Source organism: Rapidithrix thailandica (genome assembly GCF_039710355.1).
GTDB lineage: Bacteria > Bacteroidota > Bacteroidia > Cytophagales > Flammeovirgaceae > Rapidithrix > Rapidithrix thailandica.
Map to the genome: position 1 here is coordinate 161,459 of NZ_JBDKWZ010000015.1, position 17,441 is coordinate 178,899.

14 protein-coding genes and 1 pseudogene are annotated in these 17,441 nt (G+C 41.8%); 5 read left to right on the forward strand and 10 right to left on the reverse strand.

Annotated elements, in window-relative coordinates; all coding sequences use genetic code 11:
• Positions 1-33 precede the first annotated feature (33 nt).
• Complete coding sequence (locus AAG747_RS22310; protein ID WP_346823455.1) at positions 34-738, forward strand: response regulator transcription factor; 705 nt, start codon at positions 34-36, stop codon at positions 736-738.
• A 665-nt stretch (positions 739-1,403) separates the two neighbouring features.
• Here the strand turns inward: AAG747_RS22310 and AAG747_RS22315 are convergent.
• The 6 genes from AAG747_RS22315 to AAG747_RS22340 all read right to left on the reverse strand — a co-directional run bounded on the left by AAG747_RS22315 (position 1,404) and on the right by AAG747_RS22340 (position 7,246).
• Positions 1,404-1,898: a hypothetical protein gene (locus AAG747_RS22315; protein WP_346823456.1), complete on the reverse strand. Its 495-nt coding sequence runs from the start codon at positions 1,896-1,898 to the stop codon at positions 1,404-1,406.
• 62 nt (positions 1,899-1,960) lie between these two features.
• Positions 1,961-3,280: a UDP-N-acetylglucosamine 1-carboxyvinyltransferase gene (gene murA / locus AAG747_RS22320; protein WP_346823457.1), complete on the reverse strand. Its 1,320-nt coding sequence runs from the start codon at positions 3,278-3,280 to the stop codon at positions 1,961-1,963.
• A 321-nt stretch (positions 3,281-3,601) separates the two neighbouring features.
• Entirely contained in the window at positions 3,602-4,177 is a 576-nt protein-coding gene (locus tag AAG747_RS22325; protein ID WP_346823458.1) for a 50S ribosomal protein L25/general stress protein Ctc, read from the reverse strand.
• Between the two features lie 111 nt (positions 4,178-4,288).
• Complete coding sequence (locus AAG747_RS22330) at positions 4,289-5,215, reverse strand: ribose-phosphate pyrophosphokinase (RefSeq protein ID WP_346823459.1); 927 nt, start codon at positions 5,213-5,215, stop codon at positions 4,289-4,291.
• Between the two features lie 228 nt (positions 5,216-5,443).
• On the reverse strand, positions 5,444-6,250 hold the full coding sequence (locus tag AAG747_RS22335) for a LytTR family DNA-binding domain-containing protein (protein ID WP_346823460.1): 807 nt from the start codon (positions 6,248-6,250) through the stop codon (positions 5,444-5,446).
• Positions 6,251-6,406: 156 nt separating this feature from the next.
• Entirely contained in the window at positions 6,407-7,246 is an 840-nt protein-coding gene (locus AAG747_RS22340; RefSeq protein WP_346823461.1) for a hypothetical protein, read from the reverse strand.
• A gap of 466 nt (positions 7,247-7,712) precedes the next feature.
• Here AAG747_RS22340 and AAG747_RS22345 point away from each other — a divergent pair, with 466 nt between their 5' ends.
• Both AAG747_RS22345 and AAG747_RS22350 read left to right on the forward strand, forming a co-directional pair.
• Complete coding sequence (locus tag AAG747_RS22345) at positions 7,713-8,435, forward strand: DUF434 domain-containing protein (protein ID WP_346823462.1); 723 nt, start codon at positions 7,713-7,715, stop codon at positions 8,433-8,435.
• A gap of 114 nt (positions 8,436-8,549) precedes the next feature.
• Entirely contained in the window at positions 8,550-8,828 is a 279-nt protein-coding gene (locus AAG747_RS22350) for an acylphosphatase (RefSeq protein WP_346823463.1), read from the forward strand.
• Between the two features lie 62 nt (positions 8,829-8,890).
• Here AAG747_RS22350 and AAG747_RS22355 read toward each other — a convergent pair whose 3' ends face one another.
• Positions 8,891-9,877, reverse strand: a complete 987-nt coding sequence (locus tag AAG747_RS22355) for a pseudouridine synthase (RefSeq protein WP_346823464.1) — start codon at positions 9,875-9,877, stop codon at positions 8,891-8,893.
• A 306-nt stretch (positions 9,878-10,183) separates the two neighbouring features.
• Positions 10,184-11,089: a cobalamin biosynthesis protein gene (locus AAG747_RS22360; protein WP_346823465.1), complete on the reverse strand. Its 906-nt coding sequence runs from the start codon at positions 11,087-11,089 to the stop codon at positions 10,184-10,186.
• A 483-nt stretch (positions 11,090-11,572) separates the two neighbouring features.
• Here AAG747_RS22360 and AAG747_RS22365 point away from each other — a divergent pair, with 483 nt between their 5' ends.
• Complete coding sequence (locus AAG747_RS22365; protein WP_346823466.1) at positions 11,573-13,501, forward strand: DUF8202 domain-containing protein; 1,929 nt, start codon at positions 11,573-11,575, stop codon at positions 13,499-13,501.
• 109 nt (positions 13,502-13,610) lie between these two features.
• On the opposite strand, the gene AAG747_RS22370 is transcribed toward AAG747_RS22365, so the two are convergent.
• The gene (locus AAG747_RS22370) at positions 13,611-15,176 is read right to left on the reverse strand and encodes a glycerol-3-phosphate dehydrogenase/oxidase (protein WP_346823467.1); all 1,566 of its coding nucleotides are present in this window, start codon (positions 15,174-15,176) and stop codon (positions 13,611-13,613) included.
• A 403-nt stretch (positions 15,177-15,579) separates the two neighbouring features.
• Between AAG747_RS22370 and AAG747_RS22375 the strand changes: the two genes are divergently transcribed.
• Positions 15,580-16,989: an MBL fold metallo-hydrolase gene (locus AAG747_RS22375; protein WP_346823468.1), complete on the forward strand. Its 1,410-nt coding sequence runs from the start codon at positions 15,580-15,582 to the stop codon at positions 16,987-16,989.
• Positions 16,990-17,209: 220 nt separating this feature from the next.
• On the opposite strand, the pseudogene AAG747_RS22380 reads toward AAG747_RS22375, so the two are convergent.
• Positions 17,210-17,441: pseudogene (locus tag AAG747_RS22380) on the reverse strand (hypothetical protein); the annotation flags it as partial.

The following is a 17,441-nucleotide window of genomic DNA, read 5'->3' on the forward strand; positions in this document are numbered from 1 at the left end:
ACTAACGGGCTTTCTATGTAATATAAAATAGCAATGAGCAAACGAAAAAGTCCACATATATTATTAGTTGAAGACGATTTAAACCTTGGATTCTTATTGCAGGAGTATTTAGAATCCGAAAGTTTTGATGTGATCCTTTGCCGGGATGGTAAACAAGGGTACAAAGCGTTTAAAGAACAGGCGTTTGACTTATGTATCCTGGATGTGATGCTCCCCAAATCGGATGGCTTTAGCCTGGCCCGGCAAATTAAACAAAGGAATGAACATGTCCCTATTATTTTCTTGACCGCAAAGGCCTTGAAAAACGATAAACTGGAAGGCTTTGAAATAGGGGCGGATGATTATATTACCAAACCTTTTGACGAGGACGAACTGGTGTACCGGATTAATGCCATACTCAGACGTACCCAAAAACTGCCGGAAACCAATGAGGAAACTTCCTTTCAAATCGGGGCTTATGAGTTCGACTACCTCAATCAGTTATTAGTGATAGGGGATAACTCCAAGCGCCTGACTACCAAAGAGTCAGAAGTATTACGCTTGCTTAGCTTGCATAAAAATGAGATATTGAGAAGGGATGCTGCCTTGTTGGCAATTTATGGCGATAGTGATTATTTCAATGGCCGTAGTTTTGATGTTTTTATTACAAAATTGAGAAAGTATCTGAAGGAGGATCCTAATGTGAAAATCGAGAATATCCATGGTGTGGGTTTTAAATTAGTGGATCAACCCTCTTAATCAAAACCTGATATCTTCCATTCATGAACCAATAAAAATTGATAATATGGAATTGAGTAATCAAAGCTTCAATACCAAAAAACACCCATAGTGAGAGTTATGGGTGTTTTTATGGGCTCCATTTTTTTACCAAAAACCCCAAAAAAAGAGGCAGCTATTGAGTAGCTGCCTTTGGTAGGGATTGTAAGAATTACTTGGTTTAAGTAAGTATCTAAGTCACAATATCTTATTTCGGCTTATTTGGCTTAATTTGATAAGGAACCGGTATATCAACTTCTTTTGAACTTGGAATCAGCTTTTTCAAAAAGACCTTCACCGAATGTATCATTAACATCATTCCCAAGACAATTGCTATTACTATAAAGATGGTAGCCATAAAGTTAATCTCAATTCCAGGATTATTTCCTTTTGGTAAAGATCTGAGAATTTGGAGATTTATACATGTTCATGTTTTTTGAAATATAGTGGATGTAATGTTTTTAGTTAAAAGTAACAAAAAAGCATTTGTGTGTAGGTTTAAGGCTTTTTGGGAGGGGGTTCGTCTTTTTTAAAGCGCTATTGAATATGGTTTTTCTGTGTGAAAAGTGTTTTGTTGAGAAAATGTTACATCTTCTTGGAAAGGGCTTCGAAAAGGGGGTTTGATAAAATTGAACTAAAAAAAGAATTTATTGTATATGCCGGGAGCGCAAACAAATCATCTCTAGATAGACTTCCGTATTGTTGCTTTGGGTGTTGGGTTTGTATAAAAGAACTACAATTTCCGGAGCGACTAGCTGGATAGGTGAATCGGATAATGTGCTCTTGGGAAATGCTTGCAAAACCTGTTTCCCGAGGTCTGACTTGGCTTTGGTAAGGGCATGTAAACGAGCAGAGGCAAAGGTGTTTCCTTTGGCTCGTTGACTTGTATGAAAGTATAGAGGCTTTCCTTGAGGATTGCTGAGTGTGCGCAAAGAATCGGCATAGTAGATTTGTTGCCGGATGGAAAGATATCCGGGAGGAACTGCAAAACCTTCTTGATCTAATGTTTCGACAAGAGTTTTCTCACTAGTAGAAGAATCTCTTTCGATAGGTTTTGATAGCGTTTGCTTCGTATCTGTCTTTTCTTGACAGCTTTGCAAGCTTAGCAAGATAGCCAATATAAAAAAATACCTCCTTACCATATACTGTTTAATACGAGGGTAAGGAGGACTAGAGTTTTGAATATCTTTCTAAATTAGTCGGATTAGATCCGGCTGATGTTTGCTCCTAAGGCTTGTAAGCGTTTGTCGATGTATTGGTAGCCTCGGTCAATTTGCTCGGCATTGTAAATGGTGCTGGTTCCTTTGGCTGACAATGCGGCAATTAACAAGGCCACACCGGCACGAATATCCGGGGATGTCATCTTTATTCCCCGTAAAGGGATCTGACGGTCCAATCCGATAACATTGGCTCTGTGAGGGTCACATAAAATGATTTGAGCCCCCATGTCAATCAATTTATCGACAAAGAACAAACGGCTTTCGAACATTTTTTGATGGATAAGAACTGTTCCCCGTGCCTGAGTAGCCACAACTAACACTATACTAAGCAAGTCCGGAGTGAACAAGGGCCAAGGCCCGTCTGCTACTGTCAGTATGGAGCCATCAATAAACCGGTCAATTTCGTAATGTTCCTGTTCCGGAATAAAGATATCATCATTTCTGAATTCCATCTGAATGCCCAAGCGTTTGAAGATATCGGGAATCAATCCCAGTTCATCAATTCTTGCATTTTTGATCGTGATTTCAGATTGTGTCATGGCTGCCAAACCGATAAAGCTCCCGATTTCAATCATATCCGGCAACATGGTATGTGTAGTACCGCTTAGCTGCTCTACCCCTTCTATTTTAAGTAAATTGGAGCCTGCTCCGGTAATTTTGGCACCCATGGAAGTGAGCATCCGGCACAACTGCTGGATGTAGGGCTCGCAAGCCGCATTGTAGAGGGTAGTAGTGCCTTTGGCTAACACCGCTGCCATAATGACGTTGGCCGTTCCGGTGACCGATGGTTCGTCCAAAAGGATATATGTACCTCTCAAATCATGCGCATCAATTTCAAAATACTTGTGATCCGAGTTGTAATTAAATTTGGCTCCTAATTTTTCAAAGCCCAGAAAGTGTGTGTCCAACCTTCTCCTTCCGATTTTATCGCCTCCCGGCTTCGGGATTTTTGCATATTTATAGCGGGCCAATAAGGGGCCTAAGGTCATAATCGACCCTCTGAGAGAGCTGGCTTTGGCTTTGTATTCTTCGGATTGCAGGTAGGTTATGTCGATTTCTTTGGCCTGAAAGGCATAAGAGTTGTCGCCAATTTTGTGAATTTCCACTCCTAAGTCCTCAAGTAAGGAGATGAGTTGGTTGACATCACGTATATCGGGAATATTATGAATGGTTACTTTCTCTTCGGTAAGCAATACGGCACAGAGTATTTGCAAGGCCTCATTTTTGGCTCCTTGTGGCGTGATCTCTCCTTTTAATTGGTTTCCTCCTTCAATAACTAATGCGTTCTGATCTGATGCGTTCATTTGGTGTAAGATTAATTAATTGATCATGTGGGACAAATCTAGAGGAATTCCTTGGGGATAGAAATTTTTTTTAGGCTTTCTGAATCCGGTCATGCGGATTTGACAAGGGAACTTTCCGTAATACAATTTTATACACAAATAATAATAGAGGATTTGTAATTCGGGAGAAAATCCCTCATTCCTCCGGAATTAGCCTTTTTATCATCATAACAACATGCCCAATCCAACACTTTGAGTCTCCCAAGGCGTTGTGTTTAGTCAAAAAAAAGTCCGGCCTTTATGACCAGACTTTTGAGTGAATGTATTGTCACACTTTGGAGATTACTCTGCAGCTTGTGCTTGAGCACTCTTAAGCGCTCTTGGAATGCTGACAGTAGCAACCGTTACCAAAGGATTGTTCAAAATGGTAAAGTTTTCGGCTTTGATTTCACTTACCTTCACTGATTTACCTAATTCAAGCTTAGAAATATCTACTTGAATAGCTTCCGGCATATCTTTAGGTAAAGCTCTAACCTTTGCTTTTCTTAACTTAGTTACCAATTTACCCCCTTTCTGTACTCCAGGAGAGTTGCCAACGAATTTCACTGGAACATCCATTTTCACTTCTTTGTCTTCGTTCAATTCCAAGAAGTCAGCGTGAGTGATGATCTCACTTACCGGATGAAACTGCAGGTCCTGTAAGATACATTGGTATTCTGTGCCTTCTACATTCAGGTTTACTTGTGCTACCTCTGGGGTGTATGCCAAGTCTCTGAACAAGATCATGGGTACTGCAAAGTGTACATTCTCCTTACCTCCGTACAAAACGCAAGGTACCAAACCTTCAGCTCTTAATTTTTGAGCGGTCTTCTTTCCAAGATCTTGCCTTTTGTAGGCAACTAATTCTAAGGTTCTCATTTTACTTCATTAATAATTTAAATAGAACATGTATAAAATTCCGGTACTCAGCAAGCTCGCTTGCCCCATCCCGGAACATGATTCTTCCCAAACAGTCTACCTGGGTAGACGCTAGATGAACAAGGAGTTCACTGACTCGTTGTCATCGATTCTGCGGATCGCTTCGGCAAACAAATCGGCTACCGAAAGCACTTTGATTTTTCCGCTGCTGTTTTGCAAGGGAATGGTATCTGTGACCACTAATTCCTGCAGCACGGAATCCTCAATGCGTTCGTATGCCGGCCCGGACAGTACCGGGTGTGTACAAATGGCCCGGACGCTGGAAGCTCCCTTTTCAATCAAGGCTTCGGCCGCCCGGCACATGGTACCGGCCGTATCGATCAGGTCGTCCACAAGCACTACATGCTTGCCTTTCACCTCCCCGATCACTTGCATGGAAGCAATTTCATTTGCTTTAGAGCGATGCTTGTCGCAAATGACCATCTCCACATTGAAATATTTAGCAAACCTGCGCGCGCGCTTTACACTGCCCACATCAGGTGCCGCAAAGATATAATTATCGAGCTGTAAGCCCTTTAAATACTCTACAAAAATCCCGGAAGTTTGTAAATGGACGACCGGAATGTCGAAGAAACCTTGTATCTGATCAGCATGTAATTCACTGGTAACGACCCGGTCAGCTCCTGCTGCGGAAAGCAAGTTGGCTACCAGTTTGGCCCCAATCGCGACCCGGGGTTTGTCTTTGCGGTCTTGGCGGGCATAGCCAAAGTAAGGGATAATTACCGATACTGTTTTGGCAGATGCGCGTTTGGCCGCATCAATCATGAGTAATAGCTCCATCAAATTGTCCGTAGGGCTAAACGTAGATTGTATTAAATAGACCTCATGTCCCCGGATGGACTCTACATAATAAGGGGCGATTTCTCCGTCACTGAAGCGCTGAAGCTTTACTTCTTCCAGTGGATTACCATGGGCTTTAGCAATTTTTTCCGCAAGGTATTGGGTTGCTGATCCGGAAAATAGTTTTACTAATGACATGATAAAACGCTGAAATTTTGGTTAGACTTAATTTGAGTTGCTCCCCCTCTTCAAACAGGGAACGTTTCGGGCTGCAAATGTAATAATTTATTATGAAATGAAACAGCGTTTACACCAATGAGTGAAAGTTTTCGAGTATAAATTTACCGGAGAAGGTTTCGTCTTTACCGAAGATGCTATTTCATGTGGTATAAGGTTGTGGGATGACTCGGTGATTGAGGCGAAGCATTAACTGTTTATGATTTCTTGATGCCACCACTCCTGTATGGCTTCCCCTTCTTTTGCCGAGACCGTAACCTCTTCATTGTAGGGTTCCGCCAGCCTTATCAAGTATTTATGACCTTCTGTCGGCTCAATGTGCTGGATGGCTTCCGGTCTTGTCAGAAAATACGATGATAATAAGTGAAATTTAGCAGGATGGAGTTTTTGAGAAATGACGGTGAACTTCTCCGGGCTGGCAATTTTGCGATGGTCAAAGGTATAGAGAAGTACCTTGTGTTTGTGCTTTTTTATAAATACTATTTCGTCAATGGGTATATGTACTGTTTGCTGACCGATACTACCAAGTATAAACCCCTGAGAGAGTGAAAGACCGGGGGCTTTCTGTGAAGTGTTTCCTTTTTTGACTAAAAAGAACAATACACTGAAATATATATTGAGTATAGCGATGAAAAGAAGGGAAGCTTTTAAATGTACTCCCCAGAGGGTTTCGGATTCTTTACTGAAATCATTATCAGTGAAATAAGCCGCTAGAAAGGTGAGGGGCAAGTGGAAGGGTAGACAATACAAAGTACCTTTACAATAAGCAGATATAACCGTAGTAAAGCGAAGGGGCTTATTGGGGGTAATTGTTTGATAATGGGCATACAATGCACTAATGCCCATTAAAAGTATGTAAAGCGAATGGCTAAGTACCAGCTTTTCATCCGGTGGGAATGTAAAGCTGGGCTGGGTTAAATTAGCTCCGCTAAAGAGTATAAACACAAATGATAAAAGGAAGCCTGTACTATATATTCCAATTGTTTTCTTGTTCATAGAAGTATTCTTACCTATGTGTAAGAAGCAAGCTAAAGAAATTCTTTTGTCGCGAGGTTTGCCCTTTCCTTTATTGAAGAAAGGCTGAATCCTTTTGAGTCATCAAAAATTTAACAAGCGCTCTGACAAAGGTTTATAAGAGTTTATAATACAAACTTACAATTTAATACAAGATTCGAGGAATTGTGTAGTGGCTTTTGATTGTAAACGCAGAGAAAAGTACAGTGGGGTTTCCCGGTCCATGATTAACCAACCGGTATATTCACCGGAAGTAGCTTGAAAATAGCGGTAGTTTTTTTCCGCTTTTTGAAACTGTAGTTTGAGCTTGATTGCTTCAAAGGCTCTGTCGAGTTGGCAGGGGGAAGAGGGCAGTGGCTGGGTCGTCAACGACAGGGTGTTGGCCGCTTGAGGAATAGTGCGGTTTTGTGCGGATTGATGGGGGTGTTTTTTTAATACTTTGTAATAACTAAGAGCTAAGATTCCATAGTAGTTTTGGAATAAATTTTTCCAATCCTCTTGCCATTGGTGTGGAAAAGTGTACCACTCTAAACCGATAAGTAGGGTGTTCAAAAAGAAAGCCCCTCCGGCTTGAAAAGGCAAGCAAGGGTTAAACTGTTGTCGTAATGTATCCAGGTCTTCAAACAATTGTACATTGGGTTTACCCACTTCAAACCGTGTATCCCATTCTATGAGTTGGGCTTGTTCTTTATTGGAATTGATTTTATTTACAAAGTCGGAAACTTGGCCGTGTTGCAGGGAAGTGTGAAAAGCTTCGGCTTGTGAGAGGGAATTTCTTTGTGCCTGCTTTTTTGTGGTACTGGTAAATGCCTCTGTATTTGTAACCGCTTGAGTGGATGAGTGCTGCTTGAGCTGTTGGTTAAATAATGGAAGCATTTGAAGGTGACTTCCTTGCTGTGGAGTGCCCGGTTCATGGTGAGGGATGAGTTGTCGGAAGGTAGTTGTTTGAGGGAAAAGTTTACGAAAAAAATCAATCATGACCCTTTGGGATTATTTACTTCAGTGTACCGTTTGAAAGCGTATTTTACCACTTCCCTATACTTTATTCAACTGATTTGGAACAAGGTTTCTTGTTTCAAAGGGTATTAAAATCAACCGGGGCAGTTGCTTGGTTACATAAATAAAATCGATTTGTAAAATATTTGGCAAGAGAGGGGGAAGAACAGTTTTTGGGGTTTTCTCCTTAGGGATTAGAGGAAAATGGTTAATTTTAAATTTTACTATACTACAGCTTTTTGAAAAAGCTTTGAATGAAGTGAATTAACCTTTTTCTTTTTTTGAAATGTTTCAAAAAGGCCTCCTCTGTGTTACTTTTTTCAACAATAGCTTTGGCTATTCTCTTCAAAAAGTGCCTTGATGAGCCGGTTTTGATTCCATCTTCGGTCAAAAACTATACGTGTAAACCACTTCAATATCAACCAATCAACAAACATAAACTATATAGATGGCACATCATCAAAAACACCGGGGAGCTAATCCCAAAGACCATAAACTTTTTACGGAAATAAATATTCAAAAACTCAAAGAGGCAATTTACGATCTTTCTTTACTCTTGAGCAGAGAATATCCATTGCGCGCTTCACTCAAACTGGTAGGAGATAAGTATAAATTGACAGAAAGGCAACGATTGGCATTGACGCATTCTGTTTGTAGTGAACAAGCCCGTCAATCCAGGGCCCAAAAGCATGTGCCCTTGAAGGCCTTGCAAGGAGAAAAGATACTGGTAGACGGATATAATTTATTGATTACGACCGAGAGTATTTTGTCCAACGGACCTGTATTCAGAGGTTTGGATCAATGTTACCGGGATATAGCCAGCATTCACGGCACCTACCGGAAGGTGGAAGAAACCCTTCCCGCGCTCAAATTGATCGGTCAAGTGATTCAAATGTATCAGCCCTTGCATATATGTTGGGTATTGGATGCACCCATCTCCAATAGTGGTCGCTTAAGGAAAGTAATGGAAGCAATCTCAGTAGAATACAATTGGAACTGGGAGGTGCTCATCGAGAATAACCCGGACAGATACATAGCCGAACATAATGCATGTGTTGCAGTGACATCCGATAGTTGGATTTTGGACAATGTAAAGAAGTGGACCAATCCGGTTCCGGAAATCATCCGGCAAGGCAATCCGGATGCCTGGATCATACACTTGGATAGTTGACGTCTTGGTGGGCTTTTGCCTATGTAGGCCAATGCATATCCCGTACCACGATTTGTTCGATCGATTTCTTCAGAGTCTATTTTATCCCTGATTATTAATAACAAATAGAGAGCAATGTCCAGAAGTTTGAAAATTAAAGTATCCGGTCAGGTACAAGGTGTTTTTTACCGGGCCTCCACCCGCGACAAAGCCGAGGCGTTAGGCCTTTGCGGGTTTGTCCGGAACGAACCTGACGGGAAGGTATATATAGAAGTGGAAGGAGACGAGTTTGCATTAAAGCAATTTGTGGATTGGTGTTGGCAAGGTCCGATGTTGGCCCAGGTAACCAATGTACAGATTCGGGAAAACAAATGGCAAGGGTTTGAAACCTTTCTTATCCGCTACGATGAGTAAGAAAACAACAGGCAAACTTTGTTGATGGGCTTGCCTGTTGTTGTGTTGGAGTAAAAACACTTTTATCCCCGCTTTTTCTTTTTTACAAAGGGTTTTTTCTTAGAAGCTTGTTGCTCTTTAGGTGGCTTTTTCATCGTATTCTTTCCGGTGAAATACTTTAATAAGATCACCTCTTTTTCATCAAGGTAACGCCACTTTCCTCTGGGAAGGTCTTTTTTCGTCAATTCTGCATAGACGGTACGGTCCAACCGCTCTACTTCGTAGCCAAAGTGGGCAAAAATTCTCCGGACTATCCGGTTTCTTCCGGAGTGAAGTTGAATACCAAGTTTGGTTCGCTCTTCGTTTAATACGGTCAATCCATCGATATCCACCTCCCCATCTTCCAGCTCAAAGTCTCTGAGCCGGATGACGTCTTCATCTTTTTGCGTCAATGGCTTGTCCAGTTGGACATCGTAAATCTTTTTGACTTTGCCCGAGGGGTGAGCAAGCTTTTTGGCGAGGTCGCCATCGTTGGTCATGATCAACAAGCCCGTGGTTTGGCGGTCAAGCCGGCCTACGGGATAGATCCGCTCATCGCATGCATTGTTAACCAAGTCCATGACCGTTTTGCGGCCAATCTCATCTTCGGTAGTAGTGATAAAACCTTTGGGCTTGTTGAGTAACACATACACTTTGCGTTCTCTTTTAAGTTTTTTTCCCAAATAAAGAACTTCATCACTTACTTTTACTTTATAACCCATTTCGGTGACCACCTTGCCATTCACCTTTACCATGCCTTTTTTGATCAGTTCATCGGCTTCTCTGCGGGAACACACCCCGGCATTGGCAATGTAGCGGTTCAGCCGGATCAAATCACTGTTTTCCGAAGCTTTACCGCTGTATTTTTGTTCCAGTTTTTTTATCTTCTGAAAGTTATATTCGGGAATTTGACTTGATGTCTTTTTCTTAAACACTTTAGGCTTTTGCTCCTTGGTGTTCTCCGTTTTGCCATACCTCTTTTTAGTCTTAAATGACCCCTTCGGTTGATGTTTCCCTGGCTTGAATTTCATGTTTTTTCTATGTTTAATCCTTTGCAGAATGGAAAAAAGCCGTTAAATGAGCGAGTCTTGTCCCCATACAATCTAGCGGCACAAGCCTGTTAGCAATTGAAGTGAATTAACCTTTTTCTTTTTCCTGAAAAAGGTTTCAAAAGCGCCTCCTCTGTATTCCTTTTTTCAACAATAGCTTTGGCTATTCTCTTCAAAAAGTGCCTTGATGAGCCGATTTTGATTCCATGTTCGGTCAAAAACTATACGTTTAAACCACTTCATTTACAAAGCTTTTATTTCTGCAAAGCTAAGGAATATTCGGCATACTCAGGCCAAGTATCTGAGGGTAGCTGCAAGAAGTATTGTCAAAAGGGCCGTCCGGAGTACAATCAAGGCGGTCTTACGCATACTGATGGAAGGGAGGTTTCCGGGTAAGTTGGTCAGGGATTGTTGAGGACTGAGGTCGTATTTTAGCAATACGGATAAGGCTGTGCAAGGAAAGCTTTTACTGGGGTTGAATTTGAAATTTTCAGGATTGATGATTGCAAGAAGATGTATAAAGCCCCCTTCGGAAAGGATCATCAAAAGACTTGTACATAGAGCAGGCACGATTTGGATCAAATAATGAATGAACCGGTTAAGGGTGTATATAGACGAATGGTGTTTGAACCGGTTGACTGTATCATAAATGACCATCAACGTTTTGTAAATAAGTAAACCAGGAAGGCCAAAAAGCATATAATAAAGTACCGGAGCCACCAAGTCCACACACAAACGATGGGCAATATACTGCAAGATTGCTTTTCGCAATTCATTGACAGTCATTTTGGAAGAATCTGACCCGGTATATTGGGCAAACAGCTTACGCGCTTTTCCAAGTTCTTCTTTCGTATGGAGTAACTTGAATAGGTTTTTTCCTTTCCGAATGGTACTTGTGTTGGAAAGTGTGATGGACAGCCAGAATACATGATGAAGTACAACCAAAGAATAATGGGCCTTCATCAACCAGAAGTCCAAATAAAAAGCGACAAAATAGGTGGATGCCACACTGATTACGCTGAAAAGAAGAACTTTGAGTAGCAGCAATCTTTTGGGTTTTAATTGCCGGTTAACCGAAAGAAATAGTGGCTGAAGAAACTTGATGGGGTGTGTAATGGGAAGATAGTGGTTGAAAATCAGCTCTACCAGGTAGGCTATCAGTAAGGATGAGATGTATAGGATTTCTGATTGCATGAAAGTAAATTGACATTCGGGTCAAAAGTAGTAATTCGAGGGGAATTTACTAATACCTGCCCCCTCATCCTATCGTGAGGGGGTAAATTGATGAGCATTATTGAAACCCGTTCGTGTATGGAAAGGGGTTCTTTTGAACAATAATTCAAGATACAATAGATTCTCTCAAATACATATTTTAATCCCACCGTTTCTAAAATTGACTTAGTACATTTCTAAGTTTTTGGAGTATATCTAATTGCCTTTCTTTTATTTTTTTACTTATTTATGATCAAAAAAAGAGGCTCCCAATACTCAAAGGATGAAAGTTGAACATGCTCTAAGACAAAATACAGAATGTCCAAGGTTTAGTTAAAGTTTGTCCGTATTGGCAAAAGATAGGAATCCGGTACTGTTTTTATGAATAATCTTACGAATACCGGGTTGCAGGCGTTCAACGGGTAATCAAAGTTGAAAATTACTATTTACTATTTTCCAAATAACATGATGCAGAAATTTACCCTCTTAAATTTATTCCTGAGTACATTTTTATGGCACAATGCGTACACACAATGTATTAACCCGGCCCCCGGAGGGGAAGATACTAACCTGACGATTTGGTTTAAAGCTGATGAAGGAGTATATGAAAATACGGGGGGTAGCGATCCGGCAGAAGGGGGAGATGTCATTGAATACTGGCAAAATCAGGCTTCGGGAGGTGGAGTCTCCCATTTGATCCGCTCTACCTTCATAAGTGGTAGCCCAGATGTGTTGGATGGGGGAGATCCTTCTTATATCGAAGAAGGAATCAATTTTCAGCCGGTGGTTGATTTTGATGGAAATGATTTTTTCAGAACAGAGAACACCATCACGTATGATAACTTTATGGATGGGCAGCAATTGTCACTTTACATAGTGATGAAAGTGGATGCCGGGGGGGTGGTTTCCGGTTGGCAAAAGATTAATTATAGTAGTGATAAGTTCGCTCTGGAAACCAATCAAGTGTTTTTCGGCCGGAACAATGACAGAGTAACAGGCTTATCCATGGGAACTGCTCAGCCCCGTTTACTTTCCTTTACGGCCGGAAGTAACAATATGTATGGGTATCTGGAAGGAAGTTTAACCAATTCCGATACCTATACGGATTTTAATGGAACAGGTACCGCAGGAAACGGGTACTTCACGATGGGAGCTTTTCGTCATGGGGCCTATTTCGTAGATGGGCAAGTTGCCGAAATAATTATGTATCAAGACGATCATGCCAGTACCGAACGGGAGAAAATCGAATCTTACCTGGCATTGAAGTATGCTTTATCACTACAACACGACTATATCCTTTCTGATAACTCCGTCATATGGGATTATACGGGAAATGCCTTGTTTAATACAAATATAATAGGAATCGGTAGGGACGATTGTAATACTTTGGATGTGCGAAAATCCAAATCAAGTAATGTGAATAGTGTGTTGACTTTAATCAACGGAACTTCGGTGGGGACTCCCGCGGCTTTCGGGACAGACCTTTCCTATTTGATGATTGGTCATAATAATGAAGCAATGAGCTCTACCAATGAAACTGATTTAAACAGCGCACAGGTAAAAAGACGTGTATCCCGTACCTGGAAAGCCGAAGAAGTCGGGACGGTAGGTACCGTAACGATCCAGCTGGATATGAGTCAGGTAATAGGGGTAGGAGGCGTATTGGGGGAGAATGATCTGGACAAGGTGAGGCTGTTGGTGGATGGGGACGGCACTTTTGCCAGTGGAGCGACCTTAGTGAGTCCTTCTGCTTATGACAACTCCACGGATATGGTGAGCTTTCAACATGATTTTGACGGGGGCTCCGGCTATTATTTCTCTATCGGATCGATTGATGCAGGCACAGCCCCCTTACCTGTAGAGTTACTTTCTTTCGAAGCCGTTTTGAATGAGCAGTTTTCTGCACTTTTAAAGTGGGAAGTTGCCAGTGAAATCAATCATGCGGGGTATACGGTCGAGCGCTCATCAGATGCCCGGAATTGGAGCCGTGTAGGGGATGTGAAGGGCATGGGGGTGGATGTCACAACCTTGCAAAGGTATAGTTTACCGGATCCGCAACCGGTTAACGGCTTGGTATATTACCGGTTAAAAGTCTCGGATTTGGATGGAGGCATTGAATACTCCAAAATCGTATCGGTAGAGGCCTCACAAGGGTTGGAAGTTTTGGAAATATTTCCCAACCCGGCAGACCAATACCTACAGGTAAAGCTCCCGAACGCTTCTTTGTACAGGTTGGATTTACTTACTACTTTAGGACAAAAAGTTCCTGTACAAGTGGTTTCATCCCGATTTGGGTTACGTGTAAATACTACAGACATTCCGGATGGAGTATACTTTCTGACCTTAAGTAACTCTTTTATGAAATACCAAAAAAAGATAATAATTCAACATTAGCTTCTTGCCGAGCTTCCAAATGTACCACCCCCATCTTTTTGTTGTCTCAAAAGGACGGGGGTATTCGTGAAAGCGGGTACAAGTTCTGTTATACAAGGTTGCTTTTCATTTATTCCTCCAAAAGGTATTTTTTAGCAATTTGATTGAATTCTGTAAGTTGATTTTTTACCCAGGTAGCATCTTTGTTAAGCTCTTCCCGCATTAGCTCTGCTACTTTCGGAGCCATTTCCATGGCCGCCCGGGCATTCAGAAACAAGGCTCTTTGTCTACGAGCAAGAATATCTTCTACCGTTCTGGCCATTTCATGCCGCACCGACCAAACAACCTCTGCCTTTGTATAAGGCAACGAGGGGTGTAATACTTCACCTAATTCGGGATGTTCCCGGCTCAAAGCCTTGATTTTAAATGCGTCACTGCCATAAATATGCAATGGGTTTGTTTCGTCCTGTTTTCGTTCATAACCATGGATGAGTACATTTTTGGTAATGCATTCTTTTTCCGGCAGGTTTGCGACCATGGCAACGGTGTCCACTACATCTTCACCCATTTTCCGGAAGGTGGTCCATTTTCCTCCTAATACGGTAATCAGCCCGGATTCGGCAACGGTTACTTTGTGGGAGCGGGAAATTTCTTTGGTGTTTTTGTCTTCTTGTGTAGAGGCGACCAATGGACGCAAACCGGCAAAGATGCTAAGTACATCGCTGCGTTGGGGAGGAATATTTAAATACTTTGCGGCATTTCTCAATACGAAGTCAATTTCTTCTTCTAAGGCAGAAGGCTCTAAAGAGGCATCCGGTATCAGTGTGTCCGTAGTCCCGACAATTACATGTTCATGCCATGGAACTGCAAACAACACTCGACCATCGTCCGTTTTAGGAACCATAATGGCCGATTCGCTCTGCAAGAATTTTTTGTCAAGAACTAAATGAATACCTTGGCTAGGTTGCAATGTGTTGACAGTATTGGGGTTGTCCATCTTCAAAATGGCATCGGCAAAAATACCTGTGGCATTGACTACGGCCCGTGCTTTTAAGTGGTATTCATCTCCTGACTCCCGGTCTATGGCGGTTACGCCTTCTACCAAGCCTTCGTTTTTCACCAAACCGGTTACTTTCATATAGTTTAGTGGGGTTCCACCAAATTGATAAACCGTTTGGGCCAGGTTTACTGCCAAACGAGCATCGTCAAATTGCCCGTCATAATACAATACACCCCCGCGCAATCCGTTGACTTCCACATTGGGAATAGCTTGCATGACTTCCTCCCGGCTCAGGCTTCGAGAGGGCCCCAAGCCCATAGAACCGGCCAAGGCATCGTACACTTTCATGCCTATGTTATAAAAGGGGCCTCCCCACCAATCATACGTTGGAATGACAAAAGCCAGGTTTTTTACAAGGTGAGGGGCGTTTTGTCGCAAAATACCGCGCTCGTGCAAAGCTTCCAATACCAAAGATACGTCACCCTGCTTGAGATAGCGCACGCCACCATGAATCAATTTGGTGCTACGGCTGGAAGTGCCTTTTGCAAAATCGGCTTGTTCCAATAAAAGCGTTTTGTACCCTCTGGTCACAGCATCCAAGGCGGCACCCAGGCCTGTAGCCCCTCCGCCAATGACAATAACATCCCAAATACTTTGAGGTTCGTTCAACAATGGTAAAAGTTCTGACCGGTTCATGGTTTGGTTTTAACTATAGATGTTTGTATTTGATATTCAGCTTTTTATCATAAGCTTTTGAAAGAGCTTTAGGGCGTAAACTATCTCCGGGACTCTCTTGGAAATTTTCGGAAAAAAGAATTTAAAAAATGAAAAATTAAACTTATCACCAGGAAAATGTTGTTTTGTAAGTATTGTAGATTTTTTTGAAATTTAAAGTATTTCCCGGAAAATAAAAGAGGAAACCGCGGAAAAGATCAATAGCATTCAAAACCAGCAAGAAATATTCTTACAACCTCGAGGAACACCCTTTTCTTAATCAACCATCAGAGGCTTATCCGATTTTTAGCGTTTATCACCTGATAAGCCATGTAGAATAGCAACCAGCCCGGACTAGAATTCTTCTTATCTAAAAAATACATCTATGAAAGTCGAACAAATTTATACCAAGCGTCTTTCAGAAGCTTCTTATTTTATTTGTTCTGATGGGGAAGCTGTTGTCATTGACCCCATTCGGGATGCCTCGCCGTATTTGCGTTTGGCGGAAAAGAACAAAGCCAAGATAAAGTATATTCTGGAAACCCATTTGCATACGGATTTTGTCTCCGGGCACTTGGAGCTTTCACGTAAAACCGGAGCCGAAATTGTCTATGGACCTAATGCGGAAACCAATTACCCGGTGTACCATGCCAAAGACGATGAGTTGCTCACCGTTGGAAAAATACAAATCAAAGTACTTTACACCCCCGGGCATACCCTGGAGTCCACCTGTTTCCTGGCATTTGATGAAAAAGGGAACGCTCACAGTTTGTTTTCCGGAGACACTTTATTGATTGAAGATGTAGGACGGCCTGATTTGGTCTTGAATAATGAGGTGAGCATAGAAGACCAAGCTCGTCAACTTTATGACTCGATTCAGGTGAAGTTAAATCCTTTGGAAGACAGTGTGTTGCTGTACCCCGGGCATGTGCACGGTTCTCCATGTGCCCGGCATATAGGCCCTGCCCTGCACTCGACCATAGGGGAACAACGGAAGGTGAATTTTGCCTTGAAAGAGATCGATAAAGAGGATTTTGTGAAGGAAGTGGTGAATGGCTTAAATTCCCCCCCCTCGTACTTTTTTGAAAATGCCCGGATTAATCGTACGGGATATGCGGACCTACAAGATGTACTGCAAAAAAACCTTAAGGCACTGTCTGTAGGAGACGTTGAACAGGCCCTTGAAAAGAAAGGGCTGGTCATCGATACCCGCGAGGCGGAATACTTCCAACGGGGCTTTATCAAAGGGGCCATCAATATCGGATTGAGTGGGCAATTCGCGATTTGGACGGGTACCTTGGTGAAAATCGATACCCCCCTTATTCTTATCGGAAGAAATCAATGTGCCTCTGAGGAAGCCATTGTCCGCTTAACGCAGATTGGTTATGAAAATGTATTAGGTTATCTGGAAGGAGGGTTTGGTATGTGGGAATGGCAAGACAAGGCTGTGGAGTACATCTGTCCGTTTTCATTGGAAGAGAGTGCAACCAAACTCAAAAATTATCAGATTATGGCAATAGATGTGCGTAATCCTAAAGCGTATCAGGAAGCTCATATTGATAATGCCATACACATTCCGTTGGCACAGTTGTCATCAAACATGTTTGATTTGAATACAATATCTGAGTATGTGGTATATGGGGATTCAGCGTATTATGCCTTGATGGCTGTATCGCTTTTACAGAAAAACGGCTTTATACAAGTTTCCTATTTGAAAGGAGATTTTATGAAGTTACAAGAATACGGTGTGCCTATGGTTTATCAAAAGAAAAAATCAATCATCTCTGCTTCATAAAAAATACTCGATAGTTAAGTAAGCTTTATAAAAAAAAGTGTTGTAATTGGCAAGGCTCTGTGTTGTTTAGAACGTGGTAAGCAATCTATGTTGAAGTTGATAAAGTAATAATATTTTACGGGATATCAAAGCCTTTTGGGAAGAATTGTCGGAAGAAATGATCCATACTGTGAATGGGAAGCTGGGCCCTGTGCACTTGTATGAAATAAATAAAACAGACCTAAGTACATGACAAAAATAAGCAGAGGGCTTTTTTAATCATATTATTGATATTATTTAAAAACACCTCTGAGAGTTTATCAAGGCCATAGGAGAAAAAGCTAACCGCTCTTCTGCCATGCTTTTTGATGGTGATTTGTTTGATGTTTTCATGTAGGTAAATCCCTATATTATACGACCAGATAAAGGCAATCACCAACACCCTGATAAGTGTATTTAACCGCTGATCATCA

Coding starts and splice junctions, on each gene's coding strand:
- AAG747_RS22330 (WP_346823459.1), bottom strand. CDS start 5,215: ATGTCATTAGTAAAACTATTTTCCGGATCAGCAACCCAATACCTTGCG.
- AAG747_RS22340 (WP_346823461.1), bottom strand. CDS start 7,246: ATGATTGATTTTTTTCGTAAACTTTTCCCTCAAACAACTACCTTCCGA.
- AAG747_RS22360 (WP_346823465.1), bottom strand. CDS start 11,089: ATGCAATCAGAAATCCTATACATCTCATCCTTACTGATAGCCTACCTG.
- AAG747_RS22350 (WP_346823463.1), top strand. CDS start 8,550: ATGTCCAGAAGTTTGAAAATTAAAGTATCCGGTCAGGTACAAGGTGTT.
- AAG747_RS22355 (WP_346823464.1), bottom strand. CDS start 9,877: ATGAAATTCAAGCCAGGGAAACATCAACCGAAGGGGTCATTTAAGACT.
- AAG747_RS22325 (WP_346823458.1), bottom strand. CDS start 4,177: ATGAGAACCTTAGAATTAGTTGCCTACAAAAGGCAAGATCTTGGAAAG.
- murA (WP_346823457.1), bottom strand. CDS start 3,280: ATGAACGCATCAGATCAGAACGCATTAGTTATTGAAGGAGGAAACCAA.
- AAG747_RS22375 (WP_346823468.1), top strand. CDS start 15,580: ATGAAAGTCGAACAAATTTATACCAAGCGTCTTTCAGAAGCTTCTTAT.
- AAG747_RS22345 (WP_346823462.1), top strand. CDS start 7,713: ATGGCACATCATCAAAAACACCGGGGAGCTAATCCCAAAGACCATAAA.
- AAG747_RS22335 (WP_346823460.1), bottom strand. CDS start 6,250: ATGAACAAGAAAACAATTGGAATATATAGTACAGGCTTCCTTTTATCA.
- AAG747_RS22315 (WP_346823456.1), bottom strand. CDS start 1,898: ATGGTAAGGAGGTATTTTTTTATATTGGCTATCTTGCTAAGCTTGCAA.
- AAG747_RS22310 (WP_346823455.1), top strand. CDS start 34: ATGAGCAAACGAAAAAGTCCACATATATTATTAGTTGAAGACGATTTA.
- AAG747_RS22365 (WP_346823466.1), top strand. CDS start 11,573: ATGATGCAGAAATTTACCCTCTTAAATTTATTCCTGAGTACATTTTTA.
- AAG747_RS22370 (WP_346823467.1), bottom strand. CDS start 15,176: ATGAACCGGTCAGAACTTTTACCATTGTTGAACGAACCTCAAAGTATT.